This window comes from Kordiimonas marina (genome assembly GCF_023006325.1).
Taxonomy (GTDB): Bacteria; Pseudomonadota; Alphaproteobacteria; order Sphingomonadales; family Kordiimonadaceae; genus Kordiimonas; species Kordiimonas marina.
Genome location: NZ_JAINDF010000002.1, coordinates 438,800 through 454,211, shown reverse-complemented (window position 1 = coordinate 454,211; position 15,412 = coordinate 438,800). Strand labels below are relative to the sequence as shown.

Here is a 15,412-nt window from a genome sequence, read left to right as displayed (position 1 = left end):
CTTTAGGCCCCGTGCCACATGCGCATGAGGTTCATCCGGACATATTCAAGACGCATCTGCTGGTCCATGCCGACCTTGCTGGCATTTTCATGCAGGAACTCGGTCAGCTCCAGCAGGATTTCGCGCTTCTGCACATCCCTGACCCAGCTTTCAATGAAGGTGATGGCGACAATACGCTCGCCCTTCGTGACCGGCATGACCTGATGGAAGGTGGTGGACGGGTAAAAGACCGCCGCGCCCGGCTTTTCCTTCACCGTGACCGTGCGGTCGCCGAGGCGGATGCTGAGTTCCCCGCCCTCATAGGTTTCCGGGTCTGAAATGAAGACCGTGCAGCTGATGTCGATCCTGAGCGGCGGGCTATAGGGAATGGTGCCACTGTCCACATGTTCACCATACGCCATGCCGGGCTGATATTTTGTCATCATCGGCGGCGCCATGGTCTTCGGCATACAATAGTCCCGGAAATATTCGTTCCGGGACAGGCCCTGCTGCACGATGCCGGACGCTTCCTTATAGCCGGGGTCCGTGTGGCTCGGCTGCAGGTTGTTCTTCTTGCTATAGTCGGCGTTCGACGCGCGGCCATCCTCAAACCGGATGGTTTGGGCAAGGGCCTGCAGGCGGGCCACTTCCTGCGGCAGAAGCAATTCTGGAATGATGTGGAACACGGCTATTCTCGCATATCTGGGCTAATCTCGCCCTCTCGCGGGGCGTATCCTGCCTTACCACGCAGGGATGAGGCGCGTCAGATACGCTTTCGTTTAGCCGCACGCGTTCATGGCATGCCTCCGCGCGGCATATTGGAAAGTTTTTCTAAGGAAGACCGGGAAGCGCGGGCGTTTTTCATCTATGCCCGGTTATGGATACCCACCATTTCCCGCTCAGCGCTTTCTTGGGTGGCGGATATCGCCATATCGCACTTATTAGAAAATAAATTTGGTTTAAGCGGATATATCCTGCCTATTTTGTAAAATTTTTCTACTGATATCCACAATATCTTCTCGTTTGTTTCGCTAGGCCACAGCCCTTATCTAGGTCATCAGTGATTAGTTCCGCTTGCGTGCCGGATGGATGGCCGCGGGCATCCCGAAGGCAAGACACCCGGGACACGACAGAGATGAGGAGAAGGCCATGACCAGCATTCCGGTTTTCCTGACGGCGGATAAACACCATATCCTGATTGTCGGCGCGAACGCTGCCGCCATGGCCAAGCTTGGGCTGTTCTCCGCCACCCCCGCGCGGCTGAGCATCATCGCCCCCGGCGCGGCCGACGCCGTGAAAGCCTCGGGTCTTGCGGCTGAGGACACCGGCCACACGGGCCTGAACGTCCACGACCGCCCGTTCACGGAAGATGACCTCACTGGCAAGACACTCGTCTATATCGCCACCGACGACCGCTTCACCGAGGAACGCGCGCTCAGGCTCGCGACCGCGCGAGGCCTGCCGGTCAATGTGGTCGACCAGCCCACCAAAAGCACCTTCACCACCCCGGCCCAGTTCACGCGCGGGCCCTTGCATGTTGCATTTTCCTCTGGAGGCGCAGCCCCCGTTTTCGTTCGGCGCCTCCGAAGCAGTCTTGAGAAGATCCTGCCCCCTTCTCTCGGGACTGTCGCTCAGGCGGCGGGTGCCGCACGCGCCCGTGTGAAAGCGCTCATTCCAGACGCCACCCGCCGCCGTCTTTTTTGGGACAGGCTTTATGATAACGCCGGGCGCTATGCTGACCTGGACGCGGATGATGTGGAGCGTCTGATCGTCGATGCCGCCCGCACGCACCGTGTCGGCGCGACCAGCGGCCAGGTGCAGCTTGTGGGCGCTGGGCCCGGTGACCCGGACCTCCTGACCATCAAGGCGCACCGCGCGCTCCAGCAGGCCGATGTGATCGTGTATGACAATCTGGTCAGCCGCGACGTGCTCGCGCTCGCCCGCCGTGACGCCGACCTTATCTTCGTCGGCAAGCGTGAAGGCGACCACGGTATCGGCCAAAACGGCATCAATGATCTGATCACCGAGCGCGCACTCCGGGGCGACCGGGTCGTGCGCCTCAAGGGCGGCGACCCGCTCCTGTTCGCTCGTGCGGGGGAGGAGCTCAAGGCCCTCCGGGACCGTGACGTGCATGTGGAGGTCATCCCCGGCATCAGCGCCTTCCAGGGCATCGCCGCGACCACGCAAATTCCGCTGACCGACCGCGAGTATTCCAACAGCCTGACGCTGGTCACCGGCCATGTGAAGGACGGTGCCTACAAGGACTGGGCGCGGCTGGCCGGTGAGGGCCGCACGCTGGCGGTATACATGGGTGTGAGGAATGCCGGGCTGATCTCCGCGGGGCTGACCGCTGAGGGCGTGCCCGCTTCGACCCCGGTGGCGGTGGTGGAAAACGGCACCCGCGCGACCGAGCGCCGCTTCTACGGCACGCTCGGGGACCTCGCTGCCCTCGTCCAGGAAAACAGCGTCAAAAGCCCCGCGCTTCTGTTGATCGGCGATGTCGTCAGGAACGCCGCCGAGCTGAATTTGGCTGAGCGTGAAGCGCTCGCCGCAACCGCGTAAAGGAGTAGTCCCATGGCCAAGAAAATCTCAGGCCCGCAGATGGTGATCGCCAACCGGCTGGATGACGGCCGCGTGGTGTTCCTGACGAGCAGCGGCGACTGGAGCGCGCGCGCCGCCGATGCCGCCGTCGCCGACGATGACGTGAGCGTGGACGCCCTGCGTTCGGTCGCCAGCGCGTCCGAAGCCGCCAACCGCGTGCTGTCGGTCGAGGTGATCGAAGCGGATGTGCATAACGGCGTACCGCACCCGGCGCATATGAAATTCGCCATGCAGGCCAAAGGGCCGAGCGTGCGGGCGGACCTTGGTTATCAGGTCTCGCCGGACTGGGAAAGATAAGGGTCAAACCGATGTATGCTTACGATGATTATGACCATGCGCTCGTGAACGCCCGCGTCGCGGAATTCCGCGATCAGGTAAACCGCCGCCTGTCCGGCGAGCTGACGGAAGAAGAATTCCGCCCGCTCCGGCTGATGAACGGCGTCTATTTGCAGCTTCACGCCTATATGCTGCGCGTCGCTGTGCCCTACGGCACGCTGTCGGCCGACCAGCTGCGCAAGCTCGCCCATATCGCGCGCAAGTATGACAAGGGCTACGGCCATTTCACCACGCGCCAGAATATCCAGTTTAACTGGCCGAAGCTTGTCGACGTGCCGGACATTCTGGACGAACTGGCCGACGTGGAAATGCACGCGATCCAGACCTCAGGCAACTGCATCAGGAACGTCACCACCGACCAGTTCGCCGGGGCCGCCGCCGATGAGGTCGCCGACCCGCGCCCCTATGCCGAACTGATCCGCCAGTGGTCCACCTTCCACCCGGAATTCACCTTCCTGCCCCGGAAGTTCAAGATCGCCATCACCGGTGCGGGAGCTGACCGCGCGGCAGTGAAATGGCACGATATCGGGCTGGTGCTGAAGAAGAACGACGCGGGTGAAATCGGCTTCGCAGTCATCGTTGGGGGCGGCATGGGCCGCACGCCGGTGATCGGCAAAACCATCCGGGACTTCCTGCCGGAAGCGGACCTCCTCAGCTATCTGGAAGCCATCCTGCGCGTCTATAACGAGCAGGGCCGGCGGGACAATAAATACAAGGCGCGGATCAAGATCCTCGTCGATGCGCTGGGTGCGGAGGAATATGCCCGCCTGACCGAAGAAGAATGGCAGGCCATCCGCCACCATCCGGTCGATGTTCCGGCCGAGGAAGTCGCGCGTATCCACGCCTTCTTCAAGGCCCCGCCCCTGCCGGTGCTTTCCGATGACGTGCCCACCGTGGACGCCTTCGCCGAAAAGAACTTCCTGTTCGCGGCATGGCTGAAGAACAACGTCAGCGCCCACAAGGTGCCGGGGCATGTGAACATCACCATCAGCCTGAAGCCGCATGGCGGTATTCCGGGTGACGCCTCGCACAGCCAGATGGACCTGGTGGCAGCCCTCGCAGACCGCTACAGCCAGGGCGAAGTCCGCGTAAGCCATGAGCAGAACCTGATCCTGCCGCATGTGGCCAAGAAGGACCTGCCCGCCATCTGGGCCGACCTGGATGAGGCGGGCCTCGGCACCGCGAACGCAGGGCTTTTGACCGACGTCATCGCCTGCCCGGGGCTGGATTATTGCGCGCTTGCGAACGCGCGCTCCATCCCGCTGGCGCAGTCAATCAGCGCGCGCTTTGATGACATCAAGCGGCTGATGGATATCGGCCCCCTCAAGATCAAAATTTCCGGCTGCATCAACAGCTGCGGCCACCACCACGCGGGCCACATCGGCATCCTCGGCGTCGACCGCAAGGGCGAGGAAAGCTACCAGCTTCTGCTCGGCGGTTCGGGCGCGGAAGATGCGTCCAAGGCCGCCATACTCGGCCCCGGTTTCGATGAAGCGGGCATTGTGGACGCCGTTGAAAAAGTGGTCGCCGTCTACCTCGGCGAACGCGAAGACGGCGAAGAATTCCTTTCAACCTACCGCCGGCTCGGGCCGGATATCTTCAAGGAGGCGGTTTATGGTACTCATTAACCTGACCGGCATCACGACCGAAGCATGGACACACCTTGAGGATGACATGATGCCCGGGGCAGATACTCGCGTCGCCGCGCCGCTCGCACGCCTGACGGAGGAGGCTGAAGGCTTCTTCGCCGCCGTGGAAGCGGTGGGCGCCGTGGTGTCGACGGACGCGGACTACCGGTCGCTGGCGCCGCTTGCGAACAAGCTCAGCTTCGTGGTGATCGACTTTCCGGCGTTCGGCGATGGGCGTGGCTTCTCGCTCGCCGTACGGCTGAGGAAAGACCTTGGCTTCACCGGTGAAATCCGCGCGACCGGCCCGGTGATCCCGGACCAGGCGATTCACCTGATGCGCTCGGGCTTCGATACGGTTGAGGTGGAGGACAAGCGCGAGGCTGCCTTCAAGGCCGCGCTCAAGCGCTATAGCGTCTTTTACCAGAGCGACTATACCGGCCGCACCGCGCTCACCCACGCGCGCCATGCGGTGCAAGAACGGCGGCCAGAACAGCAACGGAAAGCATCATGACAGCAGCCCCCGCCATCAAGCCGGCCGATTATTTCGACCCGCTTGACGCCGTCGACTATCTCGACGCGCGCTATGGCAGCTCCAAGCCCGAAGACGTCATCGACGGTGCGCTCAAATATTTCGGGCGCCGGTTCGCGCTCGTCTCCTCCTTCGGGTCGGAATCGGCGGTGCTGTTGCATATCGCAGCGCAGGTGTCGAAAGACATTCCGGTGCTGTTTCTCGACACCGGCAAACTGTTCGGTGAGACCAAGCGTTACCGCGACCAACTGATCGACCTTCTCGGCCTCACCGACGTGCGCTCCATCTCGCCCGACGTCAATGACGTGCAGGCGAACGACCCCAAGGGCGCTTTGTGGGTCACCGACACCAACAAATGCTGCTTCATCCGCAAGGTGGCGCCGCTTGACCGCGTGCTGGAAGGCTTCGAAGGCTGGGCATCGGGACGCAAGCGCTACCAGGGCGGCGTGCGCTCGCTGCTGCCGCACTTCGAGGCGTCGGACGGCCGGGTGAAGGTGAACCCCCTCGCCTTCTGGACCAAGGATGACGTGACAGACTATAAAGCCCTTCACGGCCTGCCGGACCACCCGCTGGTGGCGGAAGGGTTCGCGTCAATCGGCTGCATGCCCTGTACCGACCGGGTAGTGGAAGGCGAAAGCGAGCGCGCGGGCCGCTGGCGCGGCCAGGCCAAGACCGAATGCGGCATTCACTTAACCTTCGGTGAAAACAGCCGAATCCTGTCGGGCCGCAAATAGCCCTTTAAAAATGGCCGTACACCCCAATTTAAAAGGCAGCTGCAAGATTTGCTTGGAGCCTCTGGCGCGCATCTCTATGATGGGCCCGGATAAGTTTTTCTAATTCCAGGACAGTCTATGAAACGCTCCCTGTTGCCCCTCAATGCGCTTCGGGCCTTCGACGCGGCAGCCCGTCATATGAGCTTCAAACTGGCGGCGGATGACCTCAGCGTCACCCCGGCGGCGATCAGCCAGCAGATCCGCTCGCTCGAGGAATTCCTCGGCGTCGAGCTGTTCCGCCGCACCAACCGGTCGCTCGTGCTGACCGAAGCGGCGCAGCTTTCACTGATGCCGCTCAAGGAAGCGTTCGAGAAGATGGAAGAAGCGGTCGATATCCTGACCGAATCGAAAACCTCCAATGTCCTGAAAGTCTCCGTGTCGCCGTCGTTCGCCAGCAAGTGGCTGGTGCCCCGGCTGGCCAGCTATTATGAGCGCCGCCCGGACGCGATCGTGAAAATTTCTGCGACCATGCATATCACCGACTTCAAGGCCGAGGATGTCGACATCGCCATCCGTTACGGCCTTGGCAAGTATGACAATCTCTATGTTGAGGAAATCCTGCGCGAAACCATCTTCCCGGTCTGCGCGCCCACCCTCATAGACCATGAAACCCCAGCCACCACGCCCTGTTCGATCCTCAAGCACACGCTGATCCATGATGACAGCACGGCGGAGGACGACAGTGTCCCCACCTGGCCCATGTGGCTGAAGGCGGCGGGCGTGGAAATGCCCGAAGGCATGCCCGCGCTTCACTTCAACACCCACGCGCTGGCGATTGAAGCCGCGGTCGCGGGCCGCGGGGTCGCGCTCGCGCGCTCAGCCATCGCGGAAGAGGACCTGAAGGCAGGACGGCTCGTCAAACCGTTCGGGGAAGCCGTGCCGATCAACTTCGCGCACTATATCGTCTGTCCACAGGACAAGCTGAAGAACGAGCGCGTGCAGGACTTCATTGACTGGCTGAGGGAAGAAGCCCATGAGGGCGAGGCCGCGCCCGAGGCGGATGAATAAGCCTTCACGCCCACGAGTCTAACCTGCCCCCCTGCCAGAATGTCGAGGCGAGACAGCTTTTGCGTGAGCAGGTAGACCCTGCTTCCACCTTTGGCTGTCCTTACCCCAAGAATCGCTTAACCAGACCGTTTTTGTCTTGATTCCGTAGGGACTTTTGCCTTTACAAGGCCCCGGAAACCCGCTGAAAATCACGCGGGGGCTGGGAAGGGACAAAGCAATCACAGACGATGTGACAGCCAAGGGGCCGACACCAATCGACCCGGCCCCGGCTATGCGGGACGGACGGCCGCTCAGGCGCGCGCTGCAGGGCATGGCCGCGGGCTGTGGGGCCCCGGTCGGCTGGGCCCTTATTCAGGCCATGCGCGGCATCACCCCCATAGACGACGTCCTGCGCGACCCGCTTCTTTATGCCTACATGCTGTTCGGCACCATGACCGTGTTCGCGCTGTTCGGCTATTATGTCGGGAGCCAGGAAGCCCGGATGCGCCAGCTTTCCTGGCGTGACCCACTGACCGGGCTTTATAACCGGCGCTATTTCCGCCAACGGCTTGACGAACAAATGGCGACGGCCGTCCGCGAAAGCGAACCTGTCTCGCTGGTTTATTTCGACATCGACCATTTCAAGCACATCAACGATGCTCACGGCCATGCGGCGGGGGATGCCGTCCTGATCGGCCTCAGCCGCCATATCGGCAATATCCTGCGCCATAACGAGATTTTCGCCCGCGTCGGCGGGGAGGAGTTTGTCGTCATGGTCGCCATCGGCGGCCTCGACCAGGCGACCCAGCTCGCGGAGCGGATCATGAAAGCCGTGCGCACGCTGAAGATTGCCGTAGACGACGACCAGCCGCCCGTCAGCGTGACCCTGTCGCTCGGCGTCGTCGAACAGCGGAAGGGCGAAACGCTGACCGCCTTCCTCGGCCGCGCAGACGCCGCCATGTATGCCGCCAAGCAAGCTGGCCGCGACCGGATCGTCATCGACCGCTAAAGTATGCCAGCGCCCTTAACGCCTGAATAACACGTGCAGCATTACCCTTGCTGATCGGGCGCTGCCGCGTTAAGGGGGCTCAGGAAAACCGGTTCTGGATAAGGAAATCGGGCTGACTTTCGGTCATGGATGACAAAAACACATGTGCATTATGCGCGCGTCCCTTGGGCGAACGCATTGAAATGCATCACTTAATCCCGAAGTCCAAAGGCGGGCGGGAAGTGGTGGCGCTGCATCCGATTTGCCACCGAAAGATTCACGCCCTATTTAACGAGAAAGAGCTGGAGAAAAGCTACAACACCATCGGGGCGTTGCGGCAGCATGCGGAAATCAAACGGTTTGTTTCGTGGCTTAAGGGCAAACCGCCAGATTTCCACCGCCGTACCGAACCGGCCGGGGGTCGCACAAAGCGGACCTCGCGATAAAAACAATAGGTGTGGGATAATGGACAAAGCGCCAATCGCCTTCGACCAATGGCAGAAGTGCGGTAAATATTTTGAGTGGAACAACCATCACGTCTTCTTCCAGCGTGGCGGCAAGGGGGACGTGATGCTGACGCTGCACGGCTTCCCCACCAGCGGCTGGGACTGGGTGTGGGTTTCGCGCGCGCTTGTCGAACATTTCCACATGGTGGTGCCGGACCTGCTGGATTACGGCTCATCGCTCAATGGCCTCAAACGCGCCTGCACCATCATGGACCAGGCCGATATGCTGGAGGCCCTGATGGCCCACCGCGGCATCAAACAGGTGCACCTGCTGGCGCATGATGTCGGCGATACGGTCGCGCAGGAACTGCTGGCGCGGCAGAATGAAAACCGGTTGAGCTTCCAGATCAAGAGCGTGGTGTTCCTGAACGGCGGCATGATCCCGTCGCTTCATAAGCCCCGGCGCGTGCAGACGCTGCTGGCGGGACCGTTCGGCCCCCTCTTCGCGCGGCTGGCGCCCAAGAAAAAGATGCTTCAGGGCCTCGCCGGTGTGTTCGGCCCGGATACCCGCCCACAAGGGGCTGACCTCGAAGGCTTCTGGCCCACCATGGTCGGCGTGAACGGCCGCGGTGCCTTCAGCCGCCGTATCCGCTATATGGCTGAGCGGCGCAAATATGCCGACCGCTGGGTGAATGCCCTTAGGGACGCGCACCTGCCAATGATGCTGATCAACGGCACGGCCGACCCGGTCTCCGGCGGGCACGCCGCCGACGGTTTCGCTGAAGTGGTCCCCAAGGCCAAGCTGGCACGCCTGCCCGGCATCGGCCATTTCCCGCAGGTCGAAGCCCCGGAAGCGGTGATGGAACTGATCCTGCGCTTCCACGACTGCATCATCAAAAAAACCATTGGGAAATCGGCCCCAAACGAGGGTCAGACCGCCACGGCCTGACCTCAGCCTCACGCCTTCCGCGCGGACAGGCCGTAGGACGCGGTGCTGATGCGTTTATCATGGGTGATGATGAAACCGGCCCGCGCCAGCGCCCTGCGCCCACCGGCACGTTCATCCCCCATATGGCTATAGGGGTTCGGCAGCCACGCAGGCGGCTTGCGGCCATGCATCCTGAGGACCAGCACAAACGTACCGCCGGGTTTCAGGAGCGCGTGAATGCGCCTGAGCGTCGCATCCGGGTCCTGCCAGAACTGGAAGCTATGGACGGCGAGCACGGCATCGAAGCTGCCGCTCTCCCACGGCAGGTCGGCGTCTGTGCTTTCACGGAGATCGATTTCGGCGGTCTGCTTGCCCAGCCGCTCCCGCGCGACCTGCAACATCAGGGGCGACGGGTCCACGCCCGCGTAAAAATGCGTCTTGCCCGCCCCCAAGCAGCGTTCGGCCAGTGCGCCGGTGCCGAAGCCCAGTTCCAGCACACGCTCCGGCGTGCCTTCAAGAAGCCGCATCAGGGCCCAGCGGTAGGCAGACGCGTTCAGAAGCTGCATCAGCCAGCCGAACACCCGTCCCCAAAAACCACGGGGAGCCATTGCTTGAGGGGCCTTCCTTTTATCGGCTGTGTTTGCCACCATCTGCGCCATCGCCGCTAACCATATCCTGCCATAGTCTTCCTTGCGGGACCGGCCGCCGCGCGTCAAGCCGTCTTGGCACCTTCATGCCAGTCAGGCGCCCTAAAAGCCGTCCCTCGTACTGCTCTAACACTTGATTTTGGCATTTTGTTGATCAAGGGTGTGCGCCCTGACGAAAACCAAAACAGAGGCTGGCACACGAAAGACCAGCCGGAGACAGCGCATGAGCCCAGAAACGACACCGGACCGACCAAGCCTTCCTGAGGGTCATCCGGGCCATACGCGGGCGATCATCGCCTGCGCGACCGTCATTTCGGGGACCGTGCTCGGCCTGTCCGGCATTGACTTGGTGCTCCCCGCCGTACCGTCCATGCCCGCCATTTTCGGCACCGACATCGCCACAAGCCAGCTTGTGCTCGCCGCCTACGTGGCGGGGACAGCCGTGGGGCTTCTGCTGTTTGGCGTGCTGGCCGGGCATTTCGGCCGCCGGCGGCTGTTCATTGCCTCGCTGGCCGGGTTCGGGATCGTATCGCTCGCCGCCGCCATGACGGACAATATCTGGGAACTGATCGCCCTCAGGGTCCTGCAGGGGGCGATCGGCAGCGGCCCCGCGGTGCTGGCGCCCGGGCTGATCCGCAACCTGTTCGATGAAATCGGCACGGTCCGCGCGATCAGCGCCATGGGCAGCATTGAATCGCTGGTGCCGGGGTTTGCGCCGATCCTCGGCGCCTGGCTTTTCGTCGCCCACGGCTGGCAGGCTTCTTTCACCGTGACCGGCACCGCCACCTTGGTCGTCGTCGCCATTGTCGCGCTCATCCCGCACCTGTTGCCGCATATCGGCACCAAGAGCAGCCACCAGATGTCTGGCTACCGCGCGCTCGCGGGCAACCCGACGTTCCTGCGCTACGCCGTCAGCCACGCGCTGGTGCTGGGCGGGCTGTTGACCTTCGTCTTTTCCGCGCCCGCCGTCATCATCACCACCATGGGCGGCACCATCAGTGACTTTATCCTGATGCAGGCGATCGGCGTCGGCACCTTCGTGGTGACAGCCAACATGTCAGGTACCCTGGTGAAACGTTTCGGTATCGAAACAGTTATCACGGCGGGGACCGCGATCGCCACTTTCGGTGCGCTGGCGCTGGCGCTATATGGCGCATTCGGCCCTAACAACCCGCATCACCTGGCCTATCTTTTCTGGATTTTGAACACCGGGCTGGGCGTGCGCGGCGGTCCCGGTTTCGTGCGGGCGATTGCCGCCGGCGGCGGGGACGATGATCGCGCCTCAGCCCTGGCCATCCTCGCGATCATGGGGGTGAGCTCCGGCTGCACCGCGCTGGTCGCACCGCTGATCCCCTACGGGCTTGCCGCAGTGACAGGCGCAATTCTTTTGATTGTCGCGCCTGCGCTTTTGCTTATTATCCGCCTCAAGCCGCTTGAAGATAATCCACCCGCCTAAGAGGAGTCCCTCATGTCCCGTATCGCCTATGTCAACGGTGCCTATGTTCCGCTTAGCCATGCCTATGTGCATATCGAGGACCGGGGCTATCAGTTCGCGGACGGGATTTATGAGGGCATCGCCGTCAGGCGCGGGCGCATGGTCGACCTGGAGCCGCACCTGAACCGCCTGTGGCGCTCGCTGGGTGAGTTGAGCATTCAGGCCCCGATGGACCGTGGGCCCATGACCGCCGTCTTCAAGGAAGTGATCCGCCAGAACCGGGCGCGGGATGCTTTCCTTTATATCCAAGTTACCCGCGGCGTCGCCAAGCGTGACCACGGCTTCCCGGCAGATAGCTGGCCCGCCCTCGTGATCACCTGCCGCCGGGTTGATTTCGACCAGGTCGCCGCGCGGGCCAAGGCCGGTGTCAAGGCTGTCAGCCATCCGGACATCCGCTGGGGCCGCTGCGACGTGAAATCCGTGTCCCTGCTGCCGAACGTGCTGGCGAAACAGGCCGCGCGCGATGCTGGTGCCTTCGAAACAGTGCTGGTCGACAAGGACGGCTTCGTCACCGAAGGCAGCAGCACCAATATCTGGATGGTCACGAAGGATGGCACACTCGTCACCCGCTCGACCGCCGACAATATCCTGCCCGGCATCACAAGGATGACGGTGAGCGAGCTGGCGCACGGCCACCAGATGGTAATCGAAGAACGCGCCTTCAGCCTCGAGGAAGCGAAAGACGCCGCCGAGCTGTTCCTGACCAGCAGCACCGCCGGGGCGATGCCGATCATCGAGCTGGATGGCAACAAAATTGGCGACGGCACCCCAGGCCCCGTCGCCTCCCGCCTTGCGGCAGCTTATATGGACTTCATGAACGCCTGATCAGTCGCCTTCTCAGTCGCCCTCATCGCCGTCCGACGCGGTCGCCATCACGCCCCAGCCTTTCGCATCCAGAAGCGAAAGCACCGCCGCGATGACCGCGAACACCACAATGTTGGCGATGGTCCAGGGCAGTATCTGACCTTCCGGGAAACCCTTCAATGCCACCATCATGGTCGCACTGGAGGCTGATGCATAGAGCGCCAGCATGATACCGAAGGTCACGCCGTCCATCAGGGTGCGGCCACCGGCAACTTTGCCGAACAGCCACACGAAGACGATGGTCTGCACCAGATAGTAGGCATAGCTGATGGTGGTCTCGGCCGGGTCTTTCATCAGCGGCTTCATCGCCGCCACCTGATCGGCGAGAACCCACATCTCGACCGCCGTATAGAGAACGGCAAACAACACATACGCGACAACAACATTCAGAATGAACTTACCAACATTCATCGGTCCCTCCCCTTGTTATGCTGGTGTATGGTCCTCCTGTCGTGGTGGTTTGTGGTTTTAGTGGGCAGGCGCCCCCATTACACCTGCCAGGGTAGTTCCGGAAAAGCTTACTCGTCCGCGACCCGGGCGCCGACTTCCATGCCGGGCATGATACCCGCGGGCGGCGTGTCCATATCGTGGGTGATATGCACCACCCGCTGCGGGAACGGGAACTCGATGCCCTCGGCATGGAACTTGTCCCAGATATGCAGCATCACTTCGCTGGCCACATTGGCGACACCGTTTTGCGGATCCTCGATCCACAGGCGAAGCTCCAGGTCCACGCCGTCCGAGGCGAAAGCCCTGACGAGCGTCCGCGGCTCCGGGGCCTTGAGGACACGGCTTTCCTCCAAAGCGGCGTCCACCATCAGCTGCATGGCCTTGCGGATATCGCTGCCATAACTGACCTGCACCGGAATATGGCGGCGGACCAACCGGTGGCTGTGCGACCAGTTTACCACAGGCTGGGTGATCATGTCCTCGTTCGGGATCAGGAATTCTGTGCCGTCCCGGGTGATGACGCTGGTATAGCGCGCCGCCAGCTTGTTGATGGTGCCATAGGTGCCGGCAGTCTCGATCACGTCACCCGGTTTGATCGAACGATCGACGAGCAGGATGATGCCGGAGATAAAGTTCCCCACCACTTTCTGGAGACCGAAGCCGATACCGACACCAAGGGCACCACCGAAGACGGCGAGTGCCGTGAGGTCAATCCCCGTGGCTTTTAGCGAGATCAGGAAAGCCAGCGCGACCAGGATGATCTTGCTGGACTTGTTCATCAGCTCCCGCGCGCTCGGCGGCACGGACGCCAGCGTATTGACCCTTTTTTCCATCAGGTCGGACAGCGCAACCGCGCCCCACAACATGATGGCGAAGGTGAAGATACCCTGGATGATGTCCAGAACGCTCAGCTGCGATTCACCGAGCGGCAGGCGTGCCGACGCGAGAACGGCGGTGATCGGGTCCAACAGTCCGACGATATTGAGCGCGGCAATCACCCAGGCAACCCAGGCGACAAGCCGCGCCAGTTCCCGGTTCGCGATCATGCTGACCGCCAGGCGGATCACCAGCCAGGCGGTGAACAGGCTGGTCGCGATACTGAGCAAATAGGTATGGAAGAAGGGCTGCAGGATCAGGATCGCCGTCCACATCAGCATCAGCGACACCGCCGCCACCATCACCGGTTCCAGGAAGCGCCGGTCGAGACGGGTGAACACAGGATGGTCGCCGAAAGCTTTGGTAAGCCCCTTATGCAACCGCCCGCAGGCAAATTTTGACAGGAGGAAGATAACGATGATGACCGCAAGCTCGATCAGGCGCGTGGGCTCTAGCACATTGGCCTGCGCCCAAGCCCAGCTCTTCATCACATAGGCTGTTATCTTTTCGATAAGTTCCTGTTCCATAACCCGAGCTTAGCGTCACGCGCGAAAAAAGTCTCTAGGTCTTTGATCTTTATCTCGCTTTGGAATAGCGCACGCCTTTTCATCGGCGCTTGACCGACCCCGCAATATTCAATAGCAGGGATACTCCCATAAGGACTGGCCAAGAAGGGGCCCTCATGAAAAAATTTCTGCATATAGGCTGCGGTAAAAAGCATAAAGACATGACAACCCGCACCTTCAACACCCCTGATTGGCAGGAAGTCCGGTTCGATATCGACGAGACCGTCAAGCCCGATATCGTCGGCGACATGCTCGACATGTCCAATGTCGACGACAATACATTCGACGCACTTTTTTCGAGCCACAGCATCGAACATCTGTTCCCGCATCAGGTGCAGACCGCCATGTCCGAGTTCCTGCGCATTCTGAAGCCGGACGGGTTTGCCATCATCACCTGCCCGGATATCCAGCCGGTCTGCGAGGCGATCGCGGCAGGCAAAATCATGGAGCCCCTGTATATGTCCCCCTCCGGCCCCATTTACCCGCTGGATATGCTGTATGGCCACCGTGGCTCGCTCGCCAAGGGTGCCCATTATATGGCGCACAAGACCGGCTTCACCCAACAGATACTGGGCAATGCGCTCCATACCGCAGGCTTCAAGCGCGTGCTGGTCCGGCGCAACCCACCGGATTTCGACCTCTGGGCGGTCGCGAGCAAAGGCGTCTATGAAAATGAGCAGCTCCAGCAGGTTGCCTGGGGCCACTTACCGCGCCCCAAACCCCAAGCGGCATCCTAAGACCACGAAACGCGCTTATGCTGACCTCACGAACGGCGAGCGCGGAAAAAATCCTTTAAGAGTTTCGCCGCTTCGTCTTCGAGGATGCCACCATACACCTCCGGCCGGTGGTGGGTGGTGGGCTGGCTGAAGATACGGGCACCGACGGTGACGCCGCCGCCCTTCGGGTCCTCCGCGCCGTAATAGACCCGCCGGATGCGGGCGAAGGCCATGGCCTGCGCGCACATGGCGCACGGCTCCAGCGTCACATAGAGGTCACAGCCTTCCAGCCGTTCGGAGCCAAGCCTCTGCGCCGCCTGCCGGATCGCGATAAGCTCGGCATGGCCCGTTGGGTCCTTCGGGCCGACGATTGAATTGCCCGCGGCCGCCAGCACCTGGCCGTCCGGCCCGGTGATCACGGCGCCGATCGGCACCTCGCCAGCCGCAGCCGCCTTGCGGGCTTCATCAAGCGCCCTGTGCATATGCGGAAAATGATCTATCATGGCCGCGAGCATCGTTTGCGTGCATGAAAAGGTCAAGAGCCATGACCGGGTTGCTTGCGCGTAAGCCCCCCGCCCTATATGGTGCGCGCGATTTGAAGAG

17 protein-coding genes are annotated in these 15,412 nt (G+C 61.8%); 12 read left to right on the top strand and 5 right to left on the bottom strand.

The window, feature by feature from the left end; translation table 11 throughout:
• Positions 1-2 precede the first annotated feature (2 nt).
• Positions 3-665, bottom strand: a complete 663-nt coding sequence (locus tag K6118_RS05320) for a Fe2+-dependent dioxygenase (protein WP_247119185.1) — start codon at positions 663-665, stop codon at positions 3-5.
• 463 nt (positions 666-1,128) lie between these two features.
• Here K6118_RS05320 and cysG point away from each other — a divergent pair, with 463 nt between their 5' ends.
• The 9 genes from cysG (at position 1,129) to K6118_RS05275 (ending at position 9,216) form a co-directional block, all read left to right on the top strand.
• A complete protein-coding gene (gene cysG / locus K6118_RS05315) occupies positions 1,129-2,541 on the top strand; it encodes a siroheme synthase CysG (RefSeq protein WP_247119184.1) in 1,413 nt (470 codons plus the stop codon).
• Positions 2,542-2,553: 12 nt separating this feature from the next.
• A complete protein-coding gene (locus K6118_RS05310; protein ID WP_247119183.1) occupies positions 2,554-2,877 on the top strand; it encodes a DUF2849 domain-containing protein in 324 nt (107 codons plus the stop codon).
• 11 nt (positions 2,878-2,888) lie between these two features.
• Entirely contained in the window at positions 2,889-4,544 is a 1,656-nt protein-coding gene (locus K6118_RS05305) for a nitrite/sulfite reductase (RefSeq protein WP_247119182.1), read from the top strand.
• Positions 4,531-5,055: a DUF934 domain-containing protein gene (locus K6118_RS05300; protein WP_247119181.1), complete on the top strand. Its 525-nt coding sequence runs from the start codon at positions 4,531-4,533 to the stop codon at positions 5,053-5,055. The genes K6118_RS05305 and K6118_RS05300 overlap by 14 nt, the downstream gene beginning before the upstream one ends.
• Complete coding sequence (locus K6118_RS05295; RefSeq protein ID WP_247119180.1) at positions 5,052-5,807, top strand: phosphoadenylyl-sulfate reductase; 756 nt, start codon at positions 5,052-5,054, stop codon at positions 5,805-5,807. Before K6118_RS05300 ends, K6118_RS05295 begins: the two co-directional genes overlap by 4 nt.
• 117 nt (positions 5,808-5,924) lie before the next feature.
• The gene (gcvA, locus tag K6118_RS05290) at positions 5,925-6,854 is read left to right on the top strand and encodes a transcriptional regulator GcvA (protein ID WP_247119179.1); all 930 of its coding nucleotides are present in this window, start codon (positions 5,925-5,927) and stop codon (positions 6,852-6,854) included.
• 229 nt (positions 6,855-7,083) lie between these two features.
• Entirely contained in the window at positions 7,084-7,842 is a 759-nt protein-coding gene (locus K6118_RS05285) for a GGDEF domain-containing protein (protein WP_247119178.1), read from the top strand.
• Between the two features lie 125 nt (positions 7,843-7,967).
• Positions 7,968-8,267, top strand: coding sequence for an HNH endonuclease (locus K6118_RS05280; protein ID WP_247119177.1), 300 nt, complete (start codon positions 7,968-7,970; stop codon positions 8,265-8,267).
• 19 nt (positions 8,268-8,286) lie between these two features.
• Complete coding sequence (locus K6118_RS05275; protein WP_247119176.1) at positions 8,287-9,216, top strand: alpha/beta fold hydrolase; 930 nt, start codon at positions 8,287-8,289, stop codon at positions 9,214-9,216.
• Between the two features lie 8 nt (positions 9,217-9,224).
• Here the strand turns inward: K6118_RS05275 and K6118_RS05270 are convergent, their stop codons facing one another.
• Complete coding sequence (locus tag K6118_RS05270) at positions 9,225-9,803, bottom strand: class I SAM-dependent methyltransferase (RefSeq protein ID WP_247119175.1); 579 nt, start codon at positions 9,801-9,803, stop codon at positions 9,225-9,227.
• A gap of 262 nt (positions 9,804-10,065) precedes the next feature.
• Here K6118_RS05270 and K6118_RS05265 point away from each other — a divergent pair, with 262 nt between their 5' ends.
• Positions 10,066-11,298 carry an MFS transporter gene (locus K6118_RS05265; RefSeq protein WP_247119174.1) on the top strand — a complete coding sequence of 411 codons (1,233 nt, stop codon included), beginning with the start codon at positions 10,066-10,068 and terminating at the stop codon, positions 11,296-11,298.
• Positions 11,299-11,310: 12 nt separating this feature from the next.
• Positions 11,311-12,162, top strand: coding sequence for a D-amino-acid transaminase (locus K6118_RS05260; protein ID WP_247119173.1), 852 nt, complete (start codon positions 11,311-11,313; stop codon positions 12,160-12,162).
• Positions 12,163-12,174: 12 nt separating this feature from the next.
• On the opposite strand, the gene K6118_RS05255 is transcribed toward K6118_RS05260, so the two are convergent.
• Both K6118_RS05255 and K6118_RS05250 read right to left on the bottom strand, forming a co-directional pair.
• Positions 12,175-12,612, bottom strand: coding sequence for a hypothetical protein (locus tag K6118_RS05255; RefSeq protein WP_247119172.1), 438 nt, complete (start codon positions 12,610-12,612; stop codon positions 12,175-12,177).
• 107 nt (positions 12,613-12,719) lie between these two features.
• Positions 12,720-14,054 (bottom strand): mechanosensitive ion channel family protein, encoded by a 1,335-nt coding sequence (locus K6118_RS05250; RefSeq protein WP_247119171.1) that lies wholly within the window; start codon positions 14,052-14,054, stop codon positions 12,720-12,722.
• 155 nt (positions 14,055-14,209) lie between these two features.
• Between K6118_RS05250 and K6118_RS05245 the strand changes: the two genes are divergently transcribed.
• Complete coding sequence (locus tag K6118_RS05245) at positions 14,210-14,830, top strand: class I SAM-dependent methyltransferase (protein ID WP_247119170.1); 621 nt, start codon at positions 14,210-14,212, stop codon at positions 14,828-14,830.
• A 26-nt stretch (positions 14,831-14,856) separates the two neighbouring features.
• Here K6118_RS05245 and K6118_RS05240 read toward each other — a convergent pair whose 3' ends face one another.
• The gene (locus K6118_RS05240) at positions 14,857-15,312 is read right to left on the bottom strand and encodes a nucleoside deaminase (protein ID WP_247119169.1); all 456 of its coding nucleotides are present in this window, start codon (positions 15,310-15,312) and stop codon (positions 14,857-14,859) included.
• Positions 15,313-15,412: the final 100 nt, after the last annotated feature.